We start from the raw sequence: 24,685 nt of genomic DNA, 5'->3' as shown, positions 1-24,685 counted from the left end.
CCGAACCGGGCGAGGGCGACGCCAGCCAGGGTCAAAGATCAACCAGCGTCACCGTGCTGTCACGGTCAGCGTCCCGATGCCGGATTCCGCCGTGATGTCGACCGCGTCGTCGCCACTGCCCGCGGTACTCGTGGTACCGACGGCGATGCCGCGGTCACGTTTGCCGTACAGCGACACGGTTCCGGCGCCCTTGCGGAACTCGGCGCGTACCGGGACCTCGCCGTCCGTGCTGATCCGCCAGGTGTTGACGCCGCCGCCCATCAGGATCGGGATCGCGGTGTCGGCGGCGGGCAGGGCGATGCTCGTGCGGGCGGTGCCGCCGAGCAGGTCGATCCGGTCGAGTTTGCCCCGGGTCAGGTCGAAGTTCGCGACCCGGGCGCCGCCGCGCATCCGCAGCGACCAGGTGACGTCCTCGCTGAGCAGCACGTCCACCCGGGCCGGGCCTTCCGGGCCGGTCGGTTCGACGAAGACCTTGACCGTGTCGCCGTCGAGCTGGGCACGGGGTGTGACGCCGCTGCCGTCCGGGCTGGTGACCCGGAACCAGCCGCTCGGCACGGTTCCGATCGTCACGTTGACCTCGGTGGTGCCGTCGACGAATTCGAGGGTGGCCGCGTCCGGCACCGCGACGGCCTGGCTCGGTTCCGGTTCGCCGATCACCACGGGCGGGTTGCCGGGCGCCAGCGCCGCGGGTTGCTCGAAGGCCGGCAGCCGGGTCTCCTGCTCGCCGTCGCGCAACACCAACCAGCCCGCGAGAGCCAGGAGCGCCAGGAGCGCTCCGACCACCACTCCGGTACGCCGGAACCCGCGCCGCGGCCGGGGATGCAGGTGAAGCTCCAGAGTGGGCCGGGCAGAGCCGGGATACGCGTCGTCGGCGAGCCCGAGGCCGGTCCGGGTCGCTTCGGTGCCGGGCAGTTCGTAGTGATCGGCGGGCGGCCCGAGGCGGTGCGGCGGCCGATCGGGATCGGGCCAGTACTCGGAGATGTCAGGCAGGGTGGGCTTGGCCGGCGGCACGGGATCCGGCGTCGGCAGGGCGGGTGCGACAGGACTGTCCACGCGTACTCTCCTCGGTCGGCGCGCGGGTGGCTCCGGCCAGAGATACGGACGAGAGGTCCGATCAGTTCGACTGGGATCGCTCCCATATGAATTCCCTGGCCCCAAACCCTTGCCCTGAACCGTCGGTAACCTGTAGATCATTATCGAACCATTAAGTGGTAATGATCGACGTTCCTACGGAAAGCGAAATTGATGCCGGAAGATGAGAGCCGAAACCGGCTTCGCGTCGGCGGTTGGGTGCCGCCGTATTCCTCCTCCTCCGAGCCCGGCTACGAAGGCGGGCGTCCGGCACTTCCCCGAGTGCCGCAACAGCGTGCGCTCGGCCCCGGTGCGACCCCACCGGCGCGCCCCGCACGGCACTTCCTGCTCCTGGCAGTCGTCGCCGCCCTGGGGTGTGCGGTGACCGCGATCGTCGCGCTCAACGACAGCGACGAGGAGACGCCGGCGCCGGTCGCCGCGCAGAGCCAAGCACCGTGGCCGGACATGCCGGCTTTCCCGATTCTGCCTGAGGAGACGATTTCCCTGCGGCCGCCACCCAGCCGCACGACAGTCACCTCCCCGGCGGTCGCACCGGTCGCGACCAGGAGTTCGGCATCGAAGGCGGCGGCGTCGCCGTCCAAGGCGCCGAAGCCGTCGCCGTCGAGGAGCACGGTGCCGCCGGTCGCGCTGACCGTCGGCTCCACGGTCGGCCTGGAGCCCGCGTTCCGGACCGGTTACCGGGTGCGGCACCGCGACTATGTCGCGCGCATCGACCCGATCTCGTCGGGCAGCAGTGAGGGTGATCGGGCCGACTCACGTTTCGTGATTCGTTCCGGGAGGTCCGCTTCCGACTGCTTCTCGCTCGAATCAGTTAACTTTCCCGGATATTATCTGCGGCACCGGGACTACGGAATCCGTCTGGACCAGGCGGGCCGTTCGAAACTGTTCGACGAGGACAGCACTTTCTGCACCGCGTCGATATCCTCGGGCACGGCGCTGGCACTACGTTCATACAATTATCCGAGCCGATATGTGGCCCTGGATGGCGATCGTCTGATATTGAGCGAGTCGGCCGCGACGGCGTTCCGTCCGGTCCCACCCGCGTAAGCGAGACCCGGGTGCCCGGCGACAAGCCGGGCACCCGGGATCAGACACTCAGAGCACGCGTACGCCACGCGCCTCCAGCACTCCCCCACCGTCGGGCAGGTCGATCGGCTCGTCGGTGCGGTTGATCAGGAACCGGTGTGAACCACGGATCGCGAGTTCGACCCGGCCCCGCAGTTCGGCCGGCAGCTCGCTGACCACACCGGTCGGCGCGAGCAGCGCCGGCAGCACCGTGGCCAGCCCGTCCGCGCCGAGACGGGTCGACACGTACGCGGCCGAGCCGCTGCCCACCGGCCGGCGGGTGATGGCGGCACGTTCGGCCTGCTCACCGGTCTTGTACCGGGCGAGCACCTCGACCTCCGGCCCGGTCACGTCGATCCGGTCGGTCCACAGCGTCCCGGTCACACCGTTGTCGAGTTCTACGCTCTCGTGGTCGAGCAGCGGCGCGAACTCCTCGATCCGGATGCCGAGCAGGTCACGCAGCGCACCCGGGTATCCGCCGAGCCAGACGTGGTCGTTCTCGTCGACGATGCCGGAGAAGTAGGTCGTCACGAGATGTCCCCCGTTTCCGACATATCGCGTCAGCCGCTCGGTGAGAGCCGCCGGAACCACGTGCAGCACCGGGGCGATCAGCACCCGATAGCTCTCCAGATCACCGCCGGTCGGCACCACGTCGGCCCGGATGCCGTTCTCCAGCAGCGCGGTGTACCAGTCGAGCGCCTCCTGCCGGTACCGCAGCCGGTCGGTGGGGTGCGAGTCCTGCTCGGCGACCCACCACGACTCCCAGTCGAAGACGATCCCGACCGGCGCGACGGTCCGCGGCGTGCCGGCGACCGGGGCGAGATCCTTGAGCCGCTGCCCGAGGTCGGCGACCGCCCGGAAGACGGCACTGTCGGTACCGGCGTGCGGCAGCATCGACGAGTGGTACTTCTCCGCGCCGGCCTTCGACTGCCGCCACTGGAAGAAACAGACCGCGTCAGCGCCGTACGCCACATGCGTGAGCGAGTCCCGGGCGAGTTCGCCGGGGCGTTTCGCGACGTTGACCGGCTGCCAGTTGACCGCGCTGGTGGAGTGCTCCATCAGGAACCACGGCTGCCCGCCGGCCAGCCAGCCGGTCAGGTTCGCCGAGAAGGACAGCTCGTCGCGGGCCTGCGGTCCGGGCACCACGTAGTGGTCGTTGGAGACGAAGTCGACCTCGGCCGCCCAGTCCGCGTAGTTCATCGGGCTCTGCTCACCCATCACCATGAAGTTCGTGGTGACCGGCACGTCCGGGGTGAACTCGCGCAGGATCGCCTTCTCAGCGCGCAGGTGCTCCTTGAGCGCGTCCGAGGAGAAGCGCTTGAAGTCGAGCTGCTGCGTCGGGTTCGGGTGCGAGGCGGCGATCCGGGGCGGCAGGATCTCGTCGAACGCGTCGTAACGCTGCGACCAGAAGGCGGTCCCCCACGCCTCGTTGAGCGCATCTATCGTCTGGTATCGGTGGGAGAGCCACTGCCGGAACGCGCGCGCGGCGTCGTCGGAGAAGTCGTAGACGTTGTGGCAGCCGAGCTCGTTGTTCACATGCCACGCGACCAGCGCGGGGTGCGCCGCGTAACGCGCGCCCAGAGCTCGCACCAAGCGCAGCGCGTGCTCCCGGAACACCGGCGACGTCGGCCGCCAGTGCTGACGAGCACCCGGCCAGACGGTATTACCCTCCCGATTCACCGGCAGGATCTCCGGGTGTTTCGTGGTCAGCCACGGCGGCGGCGAGGCTGTGGCCGTGGCGAGGTCGACCGAGATCCCGTTCGCGTGGAGCAGGTCCATCGCGTCGTCGAGCCACCCGAAGTCGTACTCGTCCTCCCGCGGCTGGAGACGGGCCCACGAGAAGATCGCGAGGGAGACGATGGTGACGCCCGCTTCGCGCATCGCGCGTACGTCGTCGTCCCAGACCTCGCGCGGCCACTGCTCGGGGTTGTAATCGGCGCCGAATTCCATCCGGGCCTCCCCGGCGCGGCGAAGCCAGCGCCGGGGAGTGTTGTCAGCTGAGCTCATTTAACTGTGAAACCCTGTTCCTGGCCGTACTTGACCGATGCGTCCTGCCAGGACTTCAAGCCGTCCTGGAGAGTGCCCTGCCCGAGGTACGCCTTACCGACGGTGTCGTTGAAGACGTTGTTGGCGTAGACCTGGAACGGCAGGTACGACCAGCCGGGGACGACCTGCCCGGCCGACGCGGCGAGAACCTCGTTGACCTTCTGACCGCCGAAGTACGGGAACTCCTTGTTCAGGAACTCCGGCGCGTTCAGCTGCTTCGTGGTGGCCGGGAAGGCGCCGTTGTCGACCCGGCTCTGTGCTCCCTCGTCAACCGTCGCGTATTTGAGGAACGCGTACGCAAGGGTCTTGTTCGTGGCCTTCTCCGGGATCGCGATGGAGCTGCCGCCGTTCTCGGCGGTGGCCTTGCCGCCACTCTCCCACTGCGGCATCGGCGCGACCTTCCACTTGCCGTTGCCCGCCTTGACGCCGGACTCCAGGTTCGCCGGCATCCAGGCGCCGATCACCAGTGAGGCGATGGTGCCGTCAGCGAGGCCCTGGTACCAGCCGTCCGACCAGCCCGGCACCGGGTTGAGCAGCTTGCCGTCGATCAGCTTCTGCCACTGCGTGGTGAACTTCTGGGTGCCCGGGTCGGTGAAGTTGACGCCGACGTTCGTACCGTCGACGGTGTACGGCTTGCCGCCCGCCTGCCAGATGAGGCTGGTGGTGAAGCCGGCGTCACCGCTGTCACTGGTGATGTACGCCTTCGGGTCCGCCTTGTGCAGCTTCTCGGCCGCCGCCGCGTACTCCTCCCAGGTCGCCGGGACACCGAGCTGGTGCTTCTCGAAGACCTCGGCGTTGTAGAACAGCGCCATCGGGCCGGAGTCCATCGGCAGGCCGTAGATCGCCTCGCCGGAGTGCACCGCGCCCCAGGTGCCCGGGGTGAACGTGCCGTCCAGCGACTTGGCGCCGAACGCGTTCAGATCGGCCACCGCCTTGGAAAGGCTGAACTGCGGCAGCGCGTAGAACTCGATCTGTGCCACGTCCGGGACGCCGGAGCCTGCCTGGATCGCGTTCTGCAGCGCGGTGTACGCGTCGTTTCCCGTACCCGTGTTCTGGAGGTTGACTTTGACCTTGGGGTATTTCTTCTGGAAGTCAGCGACAACCTGGGTCAGGGTCGGTTCCCAGGCCCAGACCGTGATGTTGCCGCCGGCTTCGAGCGCGGCCTGCACATCAGCATCCGAGACGGTGGTCGCGGCGGCGGTCTCCTCCCCGGTGTCATCGGAGGAGGACGAGCAGCCGGCGGCCAGCAACGTTATCGACAGAGCGGCGCCGAGGATCGCACGCCGGCGGGTGATCATCATGGACGGTTCCCTTCGGGATCTATTGCTTGACGCTTCCTGCGGCCAATCCCGACTGCCAATAGCGCTGGAGCAGCAGGAACGCCACGATTAGGGGGACGATCGTGAGCAGCGAACCGGTGATCACGAGGTTGAAGACGACGTCCCCGCCGGCCGTGGTGGCCTGCTCGCTCCAGGAGTAGAGGCCCACGGTGAGCGGATAGAGGTCGGCATCCTTCAGCATGATCAGCGGGAGGAAGAAGTTGTTCCAGGTCATCACGGTGTTGAAGAGCAGGACCGTGACGATGCCGGGCGCCAGCAGCGGCAGCGCGAGCGAGAAGAAGCTCTTGAACTCGCCGGCGCCGTCGACCCGGGCCGACTCGAGGATCTCGTCCGGTACCGAGTCCCGCGAATACGTCCACATCAGGTACAGGCCGAACGGCGAGACCAGCGTCGGGATGATCACGGCCCACGGCGTGTCGGTGAGCCCCAGCTTCGCGAACAGCAGGAACGTCGGCACCGCCAAAGCCGTCGGCGGGACTGCCACACCCCCGAGGACCAGGGCGAACACGACTTTCCGGCCGGCGAAATCGAACTTCGCGAGACCGTACCCGGCAAGCGCCGCCAGCAGCGTCGCCCCGCCCGCGCCCAGCACCACGTAGAAGAAGGTGTTGAGCAGCCAGCGCCCGAAGACGCCGTCCTGGTAGGCGAACGTGGCGGCGACGTTGTCGAACAGCGAGAAATCGCCGGCGAACCACAGACCGAACGAGTCGAACAATCCCTGCTGGGACTTCGTCGCACTGATCGCCAGCCAGATCAGCGGCAGCAGGCTGTAGATCAACGCGACACACATGAGCAGCGTCAGCGTCTTGCTCTTCGGATTCGGTTTCTTAACCGCAAGATCAGATGCCTTGCGTACGCGCGGACGCAGCGTGGGAGGAGCCAGAGCCATCAGAGCATCCCCTTCGTGCTGCGGTGCTGGAAGAGGTACGCCACGACCATCGTCACCACGCCCATCAGCAGCGCGATGGTGGCCGAGTAGTTGACCTGCTGGCCGCCGAACGACAGCTGGTACGCGTACACGTTCGGGGTGAAGTACGTGGTGATCGAGTTCGGCGCGAGGGTGTCCAGGATCTGCGGCTCGTTGAAGAGCTGGAAACTGCCGATGATCGAGAAGATGGTCGCGACGACGAGCGGCCCGCGCAGCGCCGGCAGCTTGATCGCCCGGACGATCCGGAACTGGCCGGCCCCGTCGATCGCCGCCGCCTCGTAGAGCGCGGTGTCGATCACCTTCAGGCCGGAGTACAGGATGATCATGTTGTAGCCGACGAACTCCCAGGTCACGATGTTGCCGATCGAGGTGAGGATCAGGTCGGGCGCGAGCGGGTCGGGCAGCGTGATGCCGAACGCGTCGTTGATGTTGCCGACCAGGCCGATCCGGGTGCCGTACATGAAGCCCCACATCAGGGCGGCCACGACGGCGGGCACCGCGTACGGAAGGAAGATCGAGATCCGGAAGAACGCGACGCCGTAGAGGCGTCCGCTGTCGATCGCGAGGGCGAACAGCAGTGCCAGGAACAACATCACCGGGACCTGGACGACCAGGAAGATCCCGACGCGGGTCACCGCCTCCCAGAACTGCGGGTCGGTGAAGGCCTTGGTGTAGTTCTCCAAGCCCACGAAGACGGTGCCGCCGACGAGCCTGTTGCGAAAGAGGCTGAGGTACGCCGAGTAGCCGATCGGGGCCAGGAAGACCAAGGCGAAGACTGCCAGGAACGGACCGGTGAACTGCCAGCCGATCCACGTACGCCGGGTCAACACTGCCCTCCTTCCACGGATGTTTACGTTAACAATTTCGAGCGGATGTCAGAATGTTTACGTAAACGGGTTGGCCGTATAGTGGCATGGGTCACCGGCACGGTCAAGGAGTCACCATCGAAGCTCAGCGGCTCCGCGCCGGCTCGGACGTCCCCGGCGGGCGGCGCAAGCAGCGCGTCTCCATGGCCGACGTGGCCCGCCTCGCCGGCGTCTCCTCACAGACCGTCTCCCGCGTCGCCAACGGCCAGGCCGGCGTGGTCGAGTCCACCCGCGAGCAGGTCCTCACCGCGATGCGTGAGCTGGGATACCGGCCGAACAGCGCGGCCCGCTCCCTGCGATACGGCCGCTTCAACACCATCGGCGTGATCCTTTTCGGGCTGGCGTCCACCGGCAACAGCCGTACCGTCGAGGCCATCGCCACCCACGCCGCCGCCGAGGGTTACGCGATCACCCTGATCCCGGTCGGCATGCCCACCCAGGACAACGTGCTCGGCGCCTTCACCAGGATGGGCGAGCTCGCCGTCGACGGCGTCATCCTGATCATCGAGGTGCACCTGCTGGACGCCGCCGCGGTCACCCTGCCGCCCGGCGTGCACGTCGTGGTGGTCGACTCCGACGCCGGCGATCGGTACCCCGTCGTCGACACCGACCAGGCCGACGGCGCCCGCCAGGCCGTCCGTCACCTGCTGGACCTCGGCCACCGCACGGTTCACCACGTGGCCGGGCCCGCCGAGTCGTATGCCGCGGAACGCCGTACCGGCGCCTGGCGCACGGTCCTGGAGGAGTCCGGCCGCCCGGTCCCGCCCGTCGAACGCGGCGACTGGTCCGCCGACTCCGGGTACCACGCCGGCCTGCGCCTGGCCGCCGACCCGTCCTGCACAGCGGTCTTCGCCGCCAACGACCAGATGGCCCTGGGGGTGCTGCGAGCCCTCCACGAGTCAGGCCGCCAGGTCCCGGCCGAGGTCAGCGTCGTCGGCTTCGACGACATCGCCGACGCGTCGTCGTACCTCCCGCCGCTGACCACGGTCCACCAGGACTTCGCCGAGGTCGGCCGCCGATGCGTCCACCTGCTGCTCGACCAGATCCACCAGGAACCCACCCCACCCGGCACCGACCTGGTCCCCACAACCCTGATCCCCCGAGCCAGCACAGCCCCACCCCCCTGACCAGGACGCATTCCGCCCCGCGTGTCGATTTGAGGTGCGAACCGCACCCCAACTCAACACGCGCGGGCGAACTCGGCCGTGTGTGTCGACTTCGGGCGTGGGTCGGACCCCAACTCGACACGCACGGACGGACCTCAGCCTGCGTGTCGACTTCGGGTGCGGATTGCGCCTCAACTCGACACGCGCGGGCGGGCTTCGGGTTGCGTGTCGAGTTTGGGGGCGGCTTGCGCCTTAAATCGACACGCGTGGGTGGGGTTTGGGGCTGCGGAGGCTTGACCTGTGGGGGCAGGCTGGGTGGGTCGAAGTGGCTTTGCGGTGAAGGGGTATGTCAATGGCTCCCAGGACTGACAGCAGCGACATTCTGGCCCAGGCGCGGGAAGGGACCGGTGCGGCAGCAGCCGGGCGGGTCTTCGGTACGCCGGTTGAGCAGGACGGTGTCATCGTGATCCCGGTGGCGATCATTTCCGGTGGTGGCGGGGGCGGCTCCGGAAGCGGGACGACGCCGGCCGGGGCGGCCGGAGCGGCCGGGGGTTCGGAGGCTCTGGCTGACGGTGAGGACCGGCCGCAGGGTGAAGGGTCCGGAGGCGGGTTCGGGTTCTCGGCGCGGCCGGCCGGGGTTTATGTGATCAAGGATGGCAGTGTCACGTGGCGTCCGGCCGTCAACGTGAACGCGATCGTCGCCGGTGGGCAGCTTGTGCTGCTGGCCGCATTCCTGGTGGCTCGCTCGATCATCCGCGGCCACCGCTGACCACCGGCCACGGGCCGCTCCATCATCTGCGCCGGCCGCTGTCCACCGGATGCGGTCAGCGGCCGGTGGTTTGCGCGTACCCAAAAAGTTTTTTCTCTGAACGAGTGCACGGAACGGTCCCGTCGCGCGTCGATATAGGTGTGACCTTCGAGCAATTCGCGGTGGCCCGCCTTCCGAGCCTGCTGCGGTACGCGGTCGTCCTCACCGGCGACCGCGACCTCGCGCAGGATGTGGTGCAGGAAGTGCTGGCTCGTGCCCAGGTCAAGTGGCGGCGGATCAGCGGTTCGGACTCGCCGGACGCCTATGTGCGCCGGATGGTGCTCAACGAGTACCTGTCGTGGCGGCGCAGCTGGGCGTTCCGGAACGTGCACGCCGCCGGTGAGCGGCTCGCGGAGCTCGACGCTGCCCGGGGTGGCGTGGGCGATCACGCGCACGACGTGGTCGAGGCGGACGCGTTGTGGAACCGGCTGGCGTTGCTGGGCCGCAAGCAGCGAGCCGTGCTGGTGCTGCGCTACTACGAGCAGGTCGACGATGAGACCATCGCTGACCTGCTCGGATGCACTCCCGCGACGGTTCGCAGCCAGGCTTCGAAAGCGCTGCGGACACTGCGCCTCGAACAGCAAGAAGAACAAGAAGAACAGAGACAACGGATCCACGCCGAGGAGTGGTCGTGACCCTGCACGCTGACCGGCTGCGCGAAGCCTTCCAGACCCATGAGAACGAGACGCCCGACCCGGCTTTGGTGTACGCCCGGGTCGAGGAGATCGCCCGTAAGCGGCGGTGGCGCCTTCGGGGCGCGCAGGCCGCCGGTGGCGCGGTGCTCAGCGCCGGCCTGATCGCGGGCGTCGCGAACCTGCCCGCCATCCTGCCGGCCGGACCGCAGAGTGTGCCGGTGGCCGGGCTTCCGGCGGGCGCGCCCGCCGAGCCGTCCCCCGATCCGTCAACCGCCGAGCAGGAGCTGCTCGCGCAGTGGGACGCGTTCTTCGGCGCCGGCTACAGCTACAACGAGGCCGTCGAGCTGGCCGGACTGTGGCAGATGAGCCCGGAGAACATCGGCGCGGTCAAGGCCGAGGCCGGTCGCCGGCTGCTGCTCGGCGAGACGCTGCCGGTGCAGCCGAGCCCGGACGAGGAGCCGACCGTCGATCCCGACCCGACCATCGACACCGAGGACCAGAAGCGGCTCGACGCGTACTTCGGCGCCGGGTACGACTGGGACGACGCCGAGAAGCTGGCGAAGCTCTGGAAGCTCGACGACCCGTACGACGCGAAGATCGAGGGCGGCAAGCGCCTCCTCGACGGCAAGAAGCTTCCCGGCGTCACGGCCGACAAGAAGCAGGCGAAGGAGTACAAGGAGAGCGCGCAGGTGGGCGCCTTCTTCAACGCCGGGTACGACATCGACGACGCGGTGAAGCTCGCTGACCTGTGGAAACTCGATGACGCGTACGCGGCGAAGGTCGCCGGCGGCAAGAAGCTGCTGGCCGGCGAGACGCTGCCCTTCAAACCGTGAACGAAAGCAAACCGTGAAAGAAAGACACCCGTGAGTACGAACGAGCGCTTGCGCCGGCGGATCGGCTTCGAGATCGAGCTGATGGCGCCTCCCGGTGTCAGCCGGCGCACGCTCGCGTTCGACCTGGCCGGGCGCTGTGGGGGCAGCGTCCGGCCGATCTGGCACCACGACAGCGAGCCGTCGCTGGTACCGGGTCTCGGCCGGTTCCTGCATCTGACGCAGGGCTTCGAGGTACGCCGCGACGACGGCTCCCTTCTCTGCACGCTCGTCGACGACGTCACGCTGCTCCACGGTCTGGATCAGCGAGCGCCCGCCGTTCCCGGCTGGTTCCGGATCCTGACCGACGACGGCCGGCTGCTGCGATTGCTGGCCGCCCAGTGTGATCCGGGGTCCCGGCTGCCGGTCGCCCTGGATGCGGTCGCGAAACTGTGGGGCACCGAGGTCAAGCAGCACGGACAGGTCTTCCGGCTGAACGACGCCGCCGGTGCGACGATCGCGCTGGCCGCGCCGCTGCCGGGTGAGCGGGAACGACCCTGCGAGGTAATCACTCCCCCGCTGGCGTCGGGCCATCGTGAGGCGCTGGCCGAGCTGCTCGGGCCGGCGCGGGAGCTGGGCTTCACGATTCCGCACGAGGCGGCGGTGCACCTGCACCTCGACGGCGGGCCGTTCCGTTCCGCCCCGGCGCTGTCGAATGTGGTGCGGTTGTTCGCGTTCTACCGCGAGGAGCTGCGAGCTTTGCTGGGGACAAACCCGGCATGTCGCCGTCTGGCGCCGCTCCCGGAAGCGCTGGTCTCCCTCACGAAGAAGCCGAAAAACCCGACAATCGACGAACTGCGCCAGGCCGCGCACGACGGCGAGCTGACCAAGTTCTTCGACGTCAACCTCACCCAACTTCTCAAAGACGATTTCGTACGCGACACCGTAGAGGTCCGCATCCTCCCCGGCATGATCGACGAGAACCAGATCGTCGACCGGGCGGCGCTGGTCGAGCTGCTCCTGGAGCGTTGCCTCGACCCAGCGCCGCTACCGATCGGCGAGGACCTGCTGGAGCTGGCCGCCGATGCCCTGGCGGACCGCCTCGATTAAGGCTTTCAGTACACGTACGGCCAGTTCGACGAGTCCCAGCCGAGCAGGTTGATGCCGAGCTTGGCGTCACCGCTCGCCTGGTAGTAGTGGTACGCCAGCACGGTCTGCGAACCGTCCTGGAAAACGGCCGGGTGCCCGGGGCCGTACACCGCGTCGTGCGATGCCAGGATCTCGCTGCCACCGCCGGCGGTCATCGCGGTGCCGGCCTTGTCGGCGTACGGGCCGGTGATGCTCTTGGAGCGGCCCACCATGACGCGGTATGTGCTGGACGCGCCCTTGCAGCACAGGTCGAACGCCACGAACAGGTAGAAGTACCCGTTGCGCTCGAAGATGACCGGCGCCTCGATCGACTTGCTGTTCACGAACCGCTCGGCGATCGCGTGGACGGTGCTGTCGGCCCGCTTGCCGCTGGACGCGTTCAGCTTGACGAGCTTGATGCCGCTCCAGAACGAGCCGAAGCTCAGCCACCACTCACCGGACGACGTGACGATCAGGTTCGGGTCGATCGCGTTGTAACCGCTGGTGGCGGTGGACTCGACGACCTTGCCGTAGTTGGTCCAGGAGCCGGCCGCGCCGGTCGTGCTGCCGGCCAGGAAGATCGCCGACTTGCTGGAGCCGAACGTGGAGGCCGAGTAGTACATCAGGTACTTGCCGCCGACATAGCTGATGTCCGGCGCCCACAGGTTCTTGTCACTCGCGGTGTACGCGTCGGCCCACGGCGTGCCGTTGGGGAAGGCCTTGCCCGCGGCGACGAAGTTGGTGCGGTCCGAGGACGTGGTGAGACCGATGCCGGGCGAGGTGTACCCGAGCAGGTAACCGCCGGTCGGCCGCTTGATCATCGTCGGGTCGTGCGCGAACGTCGCGCCGGAGATCGGACCCGGGTTGGGGTAGGTGGCGGCGTCGGCCATCTTCAGGCCGTAGATGCTGGCCGACGCCGCGACCAGAGCGGTCACGGCGGTCAGCAGGAGCTTGCGCGCTTTCACGGGGGATCGCCTTTCGGTGGGGGATACCCCTCAGTGTCTTGCAGCGCTGAAAAGGTTGCTCAACTCTTTTCATTGATGAGATCGGCCAGCCAGTCACGGCTGGCCTCGGCGACCCGGGCCGGCACGCCCAGGTCGCCGAGGAGCTCAGCGGCCGCCGCCATCTCGTCGCGGCGGCGGACGGCGTGCTTGCGTGAGCCGTCGACGAGCCGGTCCAGGGTATCGGCGTTACCGCGGATCAACTCGGTGGTGATGTTGCCGCGCAGCCACTCCTCCAGGCCGGCCACCTTGGCGGCTTCCAGGGCCTCGACCACCGCGGCGGCCATCCCCTTGTAGAAGACGCTGCGCAGCAGTTTGCGGGTGGCAGCCGCGCCGACCGGGCCCTGAAGAACCTCGGTCTCGGCGCCATAACCACCCAGGATCGACGACAGCGAGGAGGCGGCCGGACCGCTCATGGTCATCGGGGTGCGCAGACCGCGGCCGGGAACCGGAGACATCAGGGCGACGTCGACGGTCTGCGGCCACAACCTGGCCAGCCGCTCCTTGAGTGCCGGTGTCGCGGTGTTGAGGTCGGCCCAGATCGCGCCGGGCTTCAGCGACGGCAGCGAATCGCGCAGCGCCTGCTCCGCGTCGGCCGCGCTGTTCACGCTGAGCACGACGTCGGCGCCCTCGCAGGCCTCGGCATCACTGGTTCTCACCGCCACACCCGCAGTGGGTGTGGCGACTTTCGGGTCATATGCCCGCACCGACGCACCCGCGGCGACCAGGTCGGCGGCGATGAGACCGCCGGCCTCACCCAGGCCCAGCACAGCGATCACGGTCATGCCCCACCTCCACGGAAGCCAGCGTCAAGATCCCGAGTGTTCCCATGCGGCGACAGGATTGTCAACAATTGTTTCGCCGACCACGCTAGCCTACGCTGGCCGGCAACTCCCGCGTAACAGGAACGCCCCCGACTCGCGGATTGTTGACAATCTTGTCGGAAATTCGGATGGGAACACGTGATGACCGAATCCACCCTGGTACTCACCGCACACCCCGGCGACTTCGTCTGGCGTGCCGGCGGCGCGATCGCCCTGGCCGCCTCCCGTGGACAGCGAGTCGTGATCGGCTGCATGAGCTTCGGTGAGCGCGGTGAGTCCGCGTCGCTGTGGCGCAAGGGTTACTCCCTCGACCAGGTCAAGGCCCACCGCCGCGACGAGGCCGAGCAGGCCGCCAAGGTGCTCGGCGCCGAGATCCGCTTCTTCGACGCGAACGACTATCCGCTGGTGGAGACGCCCGCGCTGCTGCAGGGGCTGATCGACCTGTACCGCGAGGTGCAGCCGTCCGTCGTGCTGACCCACGCGGCCGCCGATCCGTACAACGGTGACCACGCCTTCGCGCACGCCCTCGCGCTCAAGGCCCGCATCCTCGCGCAGGCGCCCGGTGTCGAGGGTCCCGGCGAGGTGATCGGCGCTCCCCCGGTCTTCTGCTTCGAGCCGCACCAGCCCGAGCAGTGCGGCTTCATCCCGAACGTGCTGCTCGACATCACCGCGGTGTGGGAGCGCAAGCGCGAGGCGATGCAGATCCTGGCGGCGCAGAAGCACCTGCACACGTACTACACCGACCTGGGCAGCCGGCGCGGCCTGCAGGCGGCCCGGAACTCGGGGCCGAACCTGGGCCTGCCGAACGACACCTACGGCGAGGCGTACATGCGGCTGTACCCCCAGGTCACGCAGGAGCTGTCATGAGCCGCCACGTGGTCGTCCGCAGCAATAAGAAGATAAATCCCGACATTCTGACTGGGCTTGCCGAGGCCGGCTCCTCGACCGTTCACGAAGCCGACGGCCGGCGCGGCGCCATCGATCCGGCGCTCAAGCCGATCCAAGCAGGAGCAAGAATCGCCGGCTCGGCGGTCACCGTCTCCTGCCACCCCGGCGACAACCTGATGATCCACGCCGCCGTGGAGCAGGTCCGGCCCGGTGACATCGTGGTGATCACGACGACCTCGCCGTCGACCGACGGGATGCTCGGCGACCTGCTCGCCACGTCGCTGCGGGCGCGCGGCGCGATCGGCGTGATCCTCGACGCCGGCGTGCGGGACGTCGCCGAGCTGCGCGAGATGGGCTTCCCGGTCTGGTCGCGGGCGATCAGCACGCAGGGCACGGTGAAGGCCAGCCCGGGATCGGTGAACGTTCCGATCGTGGTCGGCGGCCAGGTGATCAACCCGGGTGACGCGGTGATCGCCGACGACGACGGCGTTGTCGTCGTCGCGCACGAGCGCGCGGCCGAGGTCCTGGAGGCGGCCCGGAAACGCACCGCCAACGAGGAGTCCAAGCGGGAGCGTCTCGCGGCCGGCGAGCTCGGCCTGGACATGTACCACCTGCGGCCCCTGCTGGCGGAACTCGGCGTCGTCTACGTGGACGAGCCGTGAGCGTCCCCGTCCTGATCCTGCGAGGCGGCACGTCCAAGGGCGCCTATTTCCTGAAGTCCGATCTGCCGGATCAGGACGACGAACGCGACGATCTCTTACTGAGCATCATGGGCTCCCCCGACCCGCGGCAGATCGACGGCATCGGCGGCGGCCATCCGCTGACCAGCAAGGTCGCCGTGATCAGCGGTTCGGACGACCCGGACGCCGACGTCGATTACCTGTTCCTGCAGGTCCAGGTCGACCAGCCCCGGGTCAGCGCCGAACAGCCCTGCGGCAACATCCTCGCGGGGGTCGGGCCCTTCGCGATCGAGCGCGCGCTTGTCAGCGCCTCCGGCGACACCACGAGGGTACGCGTCCGCATGGTCAACACCGGCGCGCTGGCGACAGTGCACGTGCCGACCAGCAACGGCCGGCCGGTCTATGCCGGTGACACCGCGATCAGCGGGGTTCCCGGGACGGCCGCCCGGCTGCTCGTCGAGTTCCAGGACACGGCCGGTTCGGTCGCCGGTTCGCTGCTGCCGACCGGGAACGCTGTCGACGACCTGGACGGCACACCGGCCACGCTGATCGACAACGGGATGCCGGTGGTCGTGATGACCGCCCGCTCGCTCGGCGTCACCGGTTATGAGACTCCGGCCCAGCTGGAAGCCGACGGTCGTCTGCGCCGGCGGATCGAGGAGCTGCGACTCGCGGCCGGCAAACTGATGGGTCTCGGGGACGTCAGCGCTTCGACCGTACCCAAGATGTGTTTGATCTCGCCGCCCGCCAAGGGTGGCGCGCTGAGCACGCGGATGTTCATCCCGCATCGCGTCCATACGCAGATCGGGGTGCTCGCGGCGGTGACCGTCGGCACGGCGGTGGCGCTGCCCGGGAGCGTGGCATCCATCGATACGAACGCGGATGCGCAGGGAAGCACCATCCGGATCGAGCATCCGACCGGATTCACCGACGTGGTGATCGATCTCGACGCCGGCACGTCGGCCATCGTCAGCACCGCCCGCCTGATCATGGAGGGGCGGGTTCATCCCCGGCTCACTGAAGAAGGGGTCATCTCCCATGGCTGAGAAACTCCGCGACATCGCCCACGTCTCGGCGGTGGAGCTGTTCACGCCCACTCTCGACGACACGATCCGGTTCTTCACCGACCAGATGGCGATGGAGGTCGTCGAGCGACGCGGCAACAGCGCCTACCTGCACGCCTGGGACGACTACGAGAAGTTCAGCGTCAAGGTCACCGGCGGGAACACCTCCGGCATCGGGCGCACGTGGCTGCGGGCGCGCAGCCCGGAGGCCCTGGCCCGGCGGGTCGAGGAGATCACGGCGGCCGGGTTCGGCGAGGGGTGGAGCAAGGACGAATCGGCCTACGGTCCGGTCTTCCACTTCACCGACCCGGACGGGCATCCGTTCGGCATCTACTACGAGACCGAGCGGTACGTGGCCTCGGACGCGACCCGGCCGTCGCTGAAGAACCAGGCCGCGCGATTCCCGGGCCGCGGCTCCAACGTGCGGCGGCTGGATCACGTCAACTTCCTGGCCCAGGACGTGCCGGTCAACGAATCGTTCGTCTCCGGCGCATTGACCGGCAGGGCCAGCGAGCAGATCGTGCTGGACAGCGGGGTCAAGGCCGCGGTCTGGTACACGTTCTCCGACAAGTCCTACGACGTCGTCTACACCCGTGACTGGACCGGCACCAAGGGCCGGCTGCACCACGTGGCGTTCGCGACCGACACCCGCGAGGACATCCTGCGCGCCGCCGACGTGTTCCTCGAGGCCGGCGTGCACATCGAGACCGGGCCGCACAAGCACGCCATCCAGCAGACGTTCTTCCTGTACGTCTGGGAGCCCGGCGGCAACCGGATCGAGCTGTGCAACGCCGGCGCCCGGCTGCTGCTCGCCCCGGACCACGAGGTGATCACCTGGACCGAGGCGGAGCGCGCGAAGGGTCAGGCGTGGGGTCTCAAGACCATCGAGACGTTCCACACGCACGGGACTCCGCCGCTCGCCGAGGCGGAGTGGGCCTGACTCGTACCGGGGTTCTTATTGCATCATTCCGGGGTCTTCGAGGGATCGCAGCACCTCGATGACGCTGGCGATGTGATCACGCATCGCCGACTCGGCGGCCTGCGGATCGCGGTCGCGGATGGCCGCGATGATCCGCTCGTGCTGCGGCAGTGACGCGAGCGGCCGGCCCGGCAGCAGGGAGAGCATGAACTGGTGCCGGGCCAGCTGCGCGCGCAGCGTGTCGATCAGCCGGTCGGCGGTGGCGTGCCCGGCGATCTTGCGGACCAGGGCGTGCAGCCGCACGTTGAGGTCGCTGTAACGACGGAACTCGCCGGACTCGACGGCCCGGCGCATCAGCAGCCCGATCTCGTCGAGCTCGCTGGCGTCGGAGTCGGTGACCCGTTCCGCGGCCTGTGCCGCCACCAGGCCTTCGAGCACCATCCGGACCTGGGTGATCTCGATGGTCTCGGCGAGGCTGATCTTGCGGACCTGCGCGCCGCGGTTGCGCTGGATCTCGACGAGGCCCTCGCCGGAGAGGTCCTGCAGGGCGAGCCGGATGTTGAACCGGCTCACGCCGAAGCGCTCGATCAGCTGGGCCTCGACGAGCCGCTCACCCGGCATGTACTCACCCGACAGGATCGCTTTGCGCAAGTCGTCGCGGGCGGTGGCCTTGTCCTTCCCGTCGTCGGTCCGGCGGGGCCGTCGCACCCCGGTGAGGTTCTTCTCCGCAGACATGTACTTCCCGTCGCTGGTGTGCCGACCCGCTAGTCCGGTGACCGGTAGATTACCGCGCCCGATCGTCCGGCCGCCGCGACCGCTGCCCAGGGCCCGCGAGACATCGATCGCCATTGTCAACAATCACAGATTGCTGATCTAGCCTCCGACATGAGCTGGCAAGACATCGGAAACTGATTGTTGACAATGATGGTGACAACGAGCACGATCCCCGTGACGCGCACCACTTCCACTCGTCTGCTTGAGAGGAACCACCGATGTCCACTACGCCACGGGCCGGCCGCCTCGCCGGTCTCGTCGTCGCCATCTGCTGGCTCGTCGTGCTCTTCGACGGTGTCGACCTGTTCATCTACGGCGCCGTGCTGCCCGGCATGCTCGACGACCCGGAGCTCGGCCTGACCCCCGCGGCAGCCGGTGGCCTCGGCAGTTACGCGACCTTCGGCATGCTGCTCGGCGCGCTCGCCTCCGGTCCGCTGACCGATCGGATCGGCCGCAAGAAGATGATCATCGCGGTCCCGCTGGTGGCGCGCTTCCTTCCGGAGTCGCCGAGCTTCCTGATCGCCCGGGGCCGGACCGACGAGGCCACCGCCATCGCGACGCGCTACGGCGTCGAGGTCCCCACCGCCGCGCCGGCCCGCTCGTCGCTGGCGCTGCTGTTCGCCGGTGGCCGCTGGAAGCAGACCGTGCTGTTCTGGTGCACCTCGTTCGGCGGTCTGCTGCTGGTCTACGGCGTCAACACCTGGCTGCCGACCATGATGCGCGCCGAGGGGTACGACCTCGGCTCGGCGCTCGCCTTCCTCATCGTGATCAACCTGGGTGGCATCGTCGGCATGCTGGTCGCCGGCCGGGTCGCCGACCGCTTCGGTGCCGTCCGGGTCGCGGCGGTGTGGTTCGCTCTCACGGCGGTCGGTGTGTACCTGCTCGGTGTGCGTACGCCGCTCGCCGTCACGTACCTGATCGTCTTCCTGGCGGGTGTGTTCCTCTTCAGCGCGCAGACCATGGTGTACGCCACGGTGACCGCCCGGTACAGCACAGCGAACCGGGCCACGGCCGTCGGCTCGACCGCCGGCATCGGGCGCTTCGGCGCGGTGTTCGGCCCGTGGCTGGGCGGCCAGCTGGTGGCGAGCAACAACCAGGGCTGGGGTTTCACGGCCTTCGCCGTCACGGCGATGCTCGCCACGATCTTCGCGCTCCTGGCCGGGCTCGCCGGCGGATCCAAGGTCGAGGAGGAGGCGCCCACTGCCGAGCCGGTCGCCGCCCACTAATTGTTGACAATCTTGCTAGCTATCTTGTTTACATAGGCATCGAGTCTTATCGTTTGCGACACATCGCTGCAACAACTCACTGTGGAACAGGGAGATGTCGCATGTCCTCAGCAAGATTGCTAACAATCACCCTTCTCGCGCTTCTGCTGGCGCCGGCTCCGGCTGTCGCCAGCCCCCGATCCTCGCAAACGGTCAAACCGGTCATGGCGTGCTCCGACGTCACCTCGATCACGCTGCCCGGCGTCACCTGGAAGTCAGCGACGGTGAGCAGCGAGGGCGCACCCGCGCCCTACTGCGCCGTCGAGGGAACCATCGCCCCGGCGAACACCATCGTCATGCGGCTGCCGGTCAACGGCTGGACGCGGCGTTACCTGCAGACCGGCTGCGGCGGGCTGTGCGGGTCATCGCGGATCAACTACACCCAGGCGGCGTCCTGCGCGCCGATCGCGGACGGCACCATCGCCAGTGCCACCACTGACATGGGCCACCAGGGGCAGAACGACGGCTCGTGGGCCGCCGGGAACCCGCAGGCACTCATCGACTTCGCGTATCGCGGGGTGCACGTCACGGCGCAGGTCGCCAAGGCGGTGATCCAGCGGTTCTACGGGCGGGCGCCGGTGTACAGCTACTTCAGCGGCTGTTCGGACGGCGGGCGCGAGGCACTCATGGAGGCCCAGCGGTACCCGGACGACTTCGACGGGATCATCGCCGGGGCGCCCGCGAACAACCTGGTCGTGCAGAACACCTTCCACCACGCGTGGAACGTGCTCGCCAACAAGGACGCCGACGGGAAGTACATCCTGCTCGCCGACAAGCTGCCGCTGATCCACGCGGCGGTGATGGCTCGATGCGACGGGATCGACGGCCTGGTCGACGGGGTCCTCGACGATCCCCGGAACTGCCGGTTCGACCCGGCGTCGCTGATCTGCGCAGATATGAGTAGGTGTCTCACCGCTGATCAGGCTGACGTCGTCCGCAAGCTGCACGACGGCGCGACCGACGGGCACGGCAACAGCCTCGAACAGGAGATCTCCCACGAGTGGGGCTCCGAGCTGGACTGGACACTGTTCGTGCCGGCGGCACAGGGTCAGGTGACGTTCAGTGAGAACATCGCGCTGTCGTTCCTGCGGTATCTCGCGTACCGAAATGTCGCTGACCCGGACTATCAGCTCAGCGACCTGAAGTTCACCGTGGCGTCGTTCTGGAAAACGGTCCAGACCTCGGATTACCTGTCCGCCACCGACCCGGATCTGCGCCGGTTCCGTGCCTCCGGCGGGAAGCTGCTGCTCTGGCACGGCTGGTCGGACCAGCACATCTCGCCGCAGGCCACGCTGCAGTACTACGACAGCATCAAGCCGTCCGGGTTTGCCAGGCTCTACATGTTCCCCGGGCTGGCGCACTGCTCGGCCGGGCTCGGGCCGAACAGCTTCGACATCCTCACTCCGATGCTGAACTGGGTGGAGAAGGGCACCTCCCCCGGCGCGGTGATCGCCACGAACGGCAGCCGCTCCCGGCCGGTGTATCCGTACCCGAAGGTGGCCCGGTACGACGGCACCGGCAGCACTGATGACGCCGCGAACTTCGTACCGGTGACGCCGCAGCGGGAGTCGAGCGTGGGTTACAAGTGGCTGGGTGCGGGTTTGTACTCGCACGGCTATCAGGCGGGGTGCCGGGTTGTCGACGGCAGGCTGGTGTGCACGGCGTTGCGCCGCTGACAAGAGGGTCCGCGGGCAGGCCGGCGGTATCCCACCGCACCCTGCCCGCGCAGCGCAGGCTGTTTCGCGCAGCGCTGTTTCGCGCCATCTTCGCCCGCCGACAAGGCCTGAGTCCCTCTCAGAGACAGGCTCGGGGCGGTGAACGCACACGAACACGTCGCCAGCGCGTTGCTCAGCTCGATCTTGTCGAGTGGTGCGGACCGTTCGCGGCAAACTCCTCAAGATCGACGGGCCATCGGCCAGCCATCGACGGGCCCTACTGGGGTGCGCAGGTCACCCCCTGGTCAGTCCTTGGGTGCTGCGATGTCCGGCCCGCGCAGCGTGGATGGGGTCGCACCTAACCGCTCGGTGCGCGTTCATCCACGCCATGGCCGAGACGTGAGCACACACAACGACTACGTGAGCCCTCATCACTGCTGGGCGGCCCTTCCGTGCGCCCGCGTCTCGGTTGGTTGAGCTCGCTGGGCGTCGCGACCCGGGGTACCGCCATCACCGCACCCCATCTTGTGAGTTTGTGCCGCCATGCCAGCCACAAACTCACAAGATCTCAACTGCCGCCCCGACTCCGCGGCGGGCAAGGCGGGGAGTGCGGCGTGAGGCTAGACCGAGCGGGCCAGACCAGGCGGCGGGGCGAGACCGCGCGGGGCGAGATGGGACGAAACGAAGCAGGCAGGCGGGCGGGCGGGCGGCCCATGGCTGGGTTAGGAGAGGAAGTCGACGACGGCTGGGGAGAAGGCGGGTTCGCGGACTGCGCCCAGGTGGTCGCCGTCGATGACGGTCAGCTGGGCGCCCGGGATTGCTTTCGCCAGCGCCTCCGGCCGGGCCGCGAGCACGTCCTCGCGGCCGACCACCAGCAGCGTCGGCACGGTGATGGTGTCCAGCGGGATCGGGTCGGCGTGCATCCGGGCGGCCTGCGCGGCGAGGGCGGCCCGGTCGCCGCCGACCGCGTCGATGAACGCGCGGAAGCCGGCCGCCGCCGGGTTGCTGATCGTCGCCGGGTCCTCGGCGCCGAGGGCCTCACGCAGCGGTTCCGGGCCGATGACCCGGGTGTCCACGCCACCGAGCTCCACCACCGCGGCGCCGACCCCGCCGATCACCAGGCGCCGGATCCGGGTGTCCCGGGTCGCCGTGATCAGCGAGACGATCGCGCCCATCGAGTAGCCGACCAGGTCGACCGCGGGCTCGCCGAGCAGGTCCATCAGGGTGATCAGGTCGTCGGACATCCGTACCTCGCCGTAGAACGACGGGTCGTGCGGTTTCCCGGAGCGGCCGTGTCCGCGGGCGTCGATCGCCACGACCCGGCGGCCGGCAGTGGTCAGGGCGTCGACCACGCCGGGCAGGACCCAGTTGGTCACGCCGTTCGCAATGAAACCGTGGTGAAGCAGGACGGGCGGCTGTGACGAACTTCCCTCCCACGTCTGGTAGTAGATCTCGACACCGTCGGTGGCTTGGAAGCTGGGCATGTGTGCTCGTTCCCTTCTCGGCGAATGCGGGCACAGACTACGATCGCCGACCATGATCACGCATCGGTGAGATCGCCAGCATGTGCGACGTGTGCAGCCGACGCGGCGTGATCGCGATAGATTGCGAGTGAGCTTCCCATTACTCCATAGGGGGATTTTCGGGCTGTGACCCCCACACAGTTGCGCGCTTATTCCGCCGTGGTCCGCTTCGGCTCGGTCAAGCTGGCCGCGGCCCAGTTGGACGTCTCCGAGTCAGCCGTGTCCCTGCACATAGGTCAGTTGCGCAAGGAGCTCGGTGATCAGCTGTTCTCCCGGGCCGCCGGCGGCCTCACCTTCACTCCGGGCGGTCTGCGGCTGGCCAGCCGGGCCACCGAGATGCTCGGCCTGCAGGACATCACGGTCCTGGAGGTGAGCTCGGCCGGCCAGGGTCGCCGCCTGCTGCGGGTGGGCGCGTCGAGCCTGTTCGCCGAGCACGCCGCGCCGGGCCTGATCGAGCTGTTCGCGAACCGTGCCGCCGACCTCGACCTGGAGCTCAGCGTCCGCAACCCGGGCTCGTTCGTCGAGGCGCTGGTGGAGCGGACCATCGACATCGCGCTCGGTCCGCCGCCGGCGGCAGTGGATCCGGCGGTGGTGTGCCGCCCGGTGATGTATTACCGGGTCGTCACGGTCGCCTCACCGGATCATCCCCTGGCCGGCACCCAGCCCACGCTGCGCCAGCTGCGCGAGCAGACCTGGCTGCTGGGCCCGTCCGCGGTGGCCGACAGCGGCGCGATCCGCACGCTGGTGCGCCGGCTCGGCATCCCCGACGACCGGCAGCAGATCTTCCAGAGCCACGCGGCCGCGCTGGAGGAGGCGAAACGAGGCCGGGGCGTCGCGGCGGCGCTGTCGTTCACTGTCGCGCCGGAGGTCCGCAAGGGACACCTGGTGAGCTTCTGCGGATCGCACGCGAGCCTCGAAGAGGTCTGGCACTCGATCACCCTGGCCGAGCCGGGCACGCCGTCGGCCGCCGGTGAGCTGGCACGGTTCGCTTCCACGCCGCGGGCGATCCAGGCGATGATGCGCGGCACCGGCATCAACAAGACCCGGTTCCGCCCGTCGGTGCACGTCACGCTCTGGAGCTGACCTCCGCGAGGGCACCGGTCAGATCGGCGAAGGTCGCGGCCGGCATCAGCCGGTCGCAGAACGGCAGCGCGGCGGCCATGGCCGCCACGCGCGGGGTGAAGCCAGGCGCGCCGGCGCGAGGATTGAGCCAGATCATTCTGTACGCACGACGGCGCATCCGTGCCATCACCGCCGCCATCATCTCCGGCGGATCGCTGTCCCACCCGTCCGACGCGATGATCACGATGCCGCCGCGCAGGGCGTTGCCGTGGTGCGAGTCGAGCACCGCCCGCAGGTTCGAGGCGATGCGCGTACCGCCGAACCGGTCGGTGACCGCCGCGCTCGCCTGATCGACCGCGTCGGCCGCCGAGGCGTGCCGCAGCACCGGGGTGAGCCGGGTCAGCGTGGTGGCGAACGCGAACACCTCGGCGTCGGCGACCAGCGCGAACGCCCGCATCATCTGCAGGTAAGCGGCGGCCTGCGCGCGCATCGACTCGCTGACGTCGCAGATCAGCACGACCCGCCGGGGTTCGCGTACCTGCCGCTGGCGGACCACCGTGATCGCCTCCCAGCCGGTACGCCGGGCGCGGGCGATGGTCGGCCGCAACGCCACCCGGCGGCCGGCCCGGTGCACGGCGTGCTTGCGGGTGCGCCGCTGCGGCCAGCGCTTCAACGCGGCGCGCAGGTCGTCGCCGAGCGCCCGGATCTGGCTCTCGTCGAGTTCCTCGAAGGGCCGTTCGGCGAGCCCGGCCAGAGCGCTGGGCCGCAGTTCGGGCACGAGCAGGCCGGAGTCGTCCCCGCTGTCGTCGGCGGACACGGCCGGCGGCAGCGTCGCCCACGGCAGCCCTTCACCGGCGGCGGTGCCGTCGCCACCGGCCGGAACCGTGACGTGCACACCGTCGTCGTGCCGGTTCGGCTGCCCGGCCGTCCGGTTCAGCGGCAGCGACACGACGTCGTCGAACACGGCCGCGAAGACCTCGTCGAACACGGCGAGGTCGTCGTGCCGGCGGACCAGGGCCACCCGGGCGGTCCAGTACAGCGTGTGCCGGGCCGTCGGCGGACTGGCGGCAAGGGCCCGGACCAGGTCGTCGGTCTCGGTGATGCCGCACGTCAGCCCGGCACGGCGCAGCCGGGCCACGAACGCGACGGCGAACGCGGCCCGGTCGGCGCCGCGCAGCAGCACCGGGGAGTCAGCGGCGGACAACGG

General features: G+C 68.7%; 23 protein-coding genes. 13 read left to right on the top strand and 10 right to left on the bottom strand.

The genetic code is table 11. The annotated features are described in order from the left end of the window. Positions 1–48: 48 nt before the first annotated feature. On the bottom strand, positions 49–1,053 hold the full coding sequence (locus tag B0I29_RS04155) for a hypothetical protein (protein ID WP_111647496.1): 1,005 nt from the start codon (positions 1,051–1,053) through the stop codon (positions 49–51). Between the two features lie 300 nt (positions 1,054–1,353). On the opposite strand from B0I29_RS04155, the gene B0I29_RS04150 reads away from it, so the two are divergent. Continuing rightward, positions 1,354–2,139, top strand: coding sequence for an AbfB domain-containing protein (locus B0I29_RS04150; RefSeq protein WP_111647495.1), 786 nt, complete (start codon positions 1,354–1,356; stop codon positions 2,137–2,139). A 48-nt stretch (positions 2,140–2,187) separates the two neighbouring features. Here the strand turns inward: B0I29_RS04150 and B0I29_RS04145 are convergent, their stop codons facing one another. From B0I29_RS04145 to B0I29_RS04130, 4 genes are read right to left on the bottom strand one after another with little or no spacing between them, the layout of a single operon-like run. Then, entirely contained in the window at positions 2,188–4,164 is a 1,977-nt protein-coding gene (locus B0I29_RS04145; RefSeq protein WP_111647494.1) for a beta-galactosidase, read from the bottom strand. Beyond that, on the bottom strand, positions 4,161–5,504 hold the full coding sequence (locus B0I29_RS04140) for an ABC transporter substrate-binding protein (protein WP_111647493.1): 1,344 nt from the start codon (positions 5,502–5,504) through the stop codon (positions 4,161–4,163). The genes B0I29_RS04145 and B0I29_RS04140 overlap by 4 nt, the downstream gene beginning before the upstream one ends. Positions 5,505–5,523: 19 nt before the next feature. Next, positions 5,524–6,432, bottom strand: coding sequence for a carbohydrate ABC transporter permease (locus B0I29_RS04135; RefSeq protein WP_111647492.1), 909 nt, complete (start codon positions 6,430–6,432; stop codon positions 5,524–5,526). Then, on the bottom strand, positions 6,432–7,301 hold the full coding sequence (locus tag B0I29_RS04130; protein WP_181557683.1) for a carbohydrate ABC transporter permease: 870 nt from the start codon (positions 7,299–7,301) through the stop codon (positions 6,432–6,434). The genes B0I29_RS04135 and B0I29_RS04130 overlap by 1 nt, the downstream gene beginning before the upstream one ends. A gap of 179 nt (positions 7,302–7,480) precedes the next feature. Here B0I29_RS04130 and B0I29_RS04125 point away from each other — a divergent pair, with 179 nt between their 5' ends. The 5 genes from B0I29_RS04125 to B0I29_RS04105 all read left to right on the top strand — a co-directional run bounded on the left by B0I29_RS04125 (position 7,481) and on the right by B0I29_RS04105 (position 11,805). After that, the gene (locus B0I29_RS04125; RefSeq protein WP_111647992.1) at positions 7,481–8,464 is read left to right on the top strand and encodes a LacI family DNA-binding transcriptional regulator; all 984 of its coding nucleotides are present in this window, start codon (positions 7,481–7,483) and stop codon (positions 8,462–8,464) included. Between the two features lie 331 nt (positions 8,465–8,795). Further along, on the top strand, positions 8,796–9,212 hold the full coding sequence (locus B0I29_RS04120; protein ID WP_220091274.1) for a sporulation protein: 417 nt from the start codon (positions 8,796–8,798) through the stop codon (positions 9,210–9,212). Between the two features lie 140 nt (positions 9,213–9,352). Continuing rightward, complete coding sequence (locus B0I29_RS04115; protein ID WP_181557682.1) at positions 9,353–9,886, top strand: SigE family RNA polymerase sigma factor; 534 nt, start codon at positions 9,353–9,355, stop codon at positions 9,884–9,886. Beyond that, positions 9,883–10,719, top strand: a complete 837-nt coding sequence (locus B0I29_RS04110; protein ID WP_146616713.1) for a hypothetical protein — start codon at positions 9,883–9,885, stop codon at positions 10,717–10,719. Before B0I29_RS04115 ends, B0I29_RS04110 begins: the two co-directional genes overlap by 4 nt. A 30-nt stretch (positions 10,720–10,749) precedes the next feature. Continuing rightward, positions 10,750–11,805 (top strand): amidoligase family protein, encoded by a 1,056-nt coding sequence (locus B0I29_RS04105; RefSeq protein ID WP_245972220.1) that lies wholly within the window; start codon positions 10,750–10,752, stop codon positions 11,803–11,805. A 5-nt stretch (positions 11,806–11,810) separates the two neighbouring features. Here the strand turns inward: B0I29_RS04105 and B0I29_RS04100 are convergent, their stop codons facing one another. Then, positions 11,811–12,788: an arabinan endo-1,5-alpha-L-arabinosidase gene (locus tag B0I29_RS04100; RefSeq protein ID WP_111647488.1), complete on the bottom strand. Its 978-nt coding sequence runs from the start codon at positions 12,786–12,788 to the stop codon at positions 11,811–11,813. 59 nt (positions 12,789–12,847) lie between these two features. Next, a complete protein-coding gene (locus tag B0I29_RS04095; RefSeq protein WP_111647487.1) occupies positions 12,848–13,609 on the bottom strand; it encodes an NAD(P)-dependent oxidoreductase in 762 nt (253 codons plus the stop codon). A gap of 180 nt (positions 13,610–13,789) precedes the next feature. Here B0I29_RS04095 and B0I29_RS04090 point away from each other — a divergent pair, with 180 nt between their 5' ends. Genes B0I29_RS04090 through B0I29_RS04075 form a run of 4 tightly spaced genes read left to right on the top strand, consistent with a single transcriptional unit; the run spans position 13,790 to position 17,220 of the window. Then, complete coding sequence (locus B0I29_RS04090; protein WP_111647486.1) at positions 13,790–14,515, top strand: PIG-L deacetylase family protein; 726 nt, start codon at positions 13,790–13,792, stop codon at positions 14,513–14,515. Then, positions 14,512–15,198 (top strand): 4-carboxy-4-hydroxy-2-oxoadipate aldolase/oxaloacetate decarboxylase, encoded by a 687-nt coding sequence (locus B0I29_RS04085; protein ID WP_111647485.1) that lies wholly within the window; start codon positions 14,512–14,514, stop codon positions 15,196–15,198. Before B0I29_RS04090 ends, B0I29_RS04085 begins: the two co-directional genes overlap by 4 nt. Then, positions 15,195–16,262, top strand: coding sequence for a 4-oxalomesaconate tautomerase (locus B0I29_RS04080; protein ID WP_111647484.1), 1,068 nt, complete (start codon positions 15,195–15,197; stop codon positions 16,260–16,262). The genes B0I29_RS04085 and B0I29_RS04080 overlap by 4 nt, the downstream gene beginning before the upstream one ends. After that, a complete protein-coding gene (locus B0I29_RS04075; RefSeq protein ID WP_111647483.1) occupies positions 16,255–17,220 on the top strand; it encodes a VOC family protein in 966 nt (321 codons plus the stop codon). Before B0I29_RS04080 ends, B0I29_RS04075 begins: the two co-directional genes overlap by 8 nt. Before the next feature lie 15 nt (positions 17,221–17,235). Here the strand turns inward: B0I29_RS04075 and B0I29_RS04070 are convergent, their stop codons facing one another. Then, positions 17,236–17,934: a GntR family transcriptional regulator gene (locus B0I29_RS04070; protein WP_111647989.1), complete on the bottom strand. Its 699-nt coding sequence runs from the start codon at positions 17,932–17,934 to the stop codon at positions 17,236–17,238. A 257-nt stretch (positions 17,935–18,191) separates the two neighbouring features. On the opposite strand from B0I29_RS04070, the gene B0I29_RS04065 reads away from it, so the two are divergent. Together B0I29_RS04065 and B0I29_RS04060 are read left to right on the top strand one after the other, a co-directional pair. After that, complete coding sequence (locus B0I29_RS04065; RefSeq protein ID WP_111647482.1) at positions 18,192–19,199, top strand: MFS transporter; 1,008 nt, start codon at positions 18,192–18,194, stop codon at positions 19,197–19,199. A gap of 203 nt (positions 19,200–19,402) precedes the next feature. Beyond that, entirely contained in the window at positions 19,403–20,914 is a 1,512-nt protein-coding gene (locus B0I29_RS04060; protein WP_245972217.1) for a tannase/feruloyl esterase family alpha/beta hydrolase, read from the top strand. A gap of 701 nt (positions 20,915–21,615) precedes the next feature. On the opposite strand, the gene B0I29_RS04055 is transcribed toward B0I29_RS04060, so the two are convergent. Continuing rightward, positions 21,616–22,377, bottom strand: coding sequence for an alpha/beta fold hydrolase (locus B0I29_RS04055; protein WP_111647480.1), 762 nt, complete (start codon positions 22,375–22,377; stop codon positions 21,616–21,618). A gap of 165 nt (positions 22,378–22,542) precedes the next feature. On the opposite strand from B0I29_RS04055, the gene B0I29_RS04050 reads away from it, so the two are divergent. Beyond that, the gene (locus B0I29_RS04050) at positions 22,543–23,499 is read left to right on the top strand and encodes a LysR family transcriptional regulator (protein WP_111647479.1); all 957 of its coding nucleotides are present in this window, start codon (positions 22,543–22,545) and stop codon (positions 23,497–23,499) included. Here the strand turns inward: B0I29_RS04050 and B0I29_RS04045 are convergent. Further along, on the bottom strand, positions 23,483–24,682 hold the full coding sequence (locus tag B0I29_RS04045; RefSeq protein ID WP_111647478.1) for a vWA domain-containing protein: 1,200 nt from the start codon (positions 24,680–24,682) through the stop codon (positions 23,483–23,485). The genes B0I29_RS04050 and B0I29_RS04045 overlap by 17 nt on opposite strands. Positions 24,683–24,685 lie beyond the last annotated feature (3 nt).

Source organism: Actinoplanes lutulentus (assembly GCF_003259845.1).
Taxonomy (GTDB): domain Bacteria; phylum Actinomycetota; class Actinomycetes; order Mycobacteriales; family Micromonosporaceae; genus Actinoplanes; species Actinoplanes lutulentus.
The sequence above is the reverse complement of the archived record's forward strand: the minus strand, read 5'-3'. Positions and strand labels throughout refer to the sequence as shown.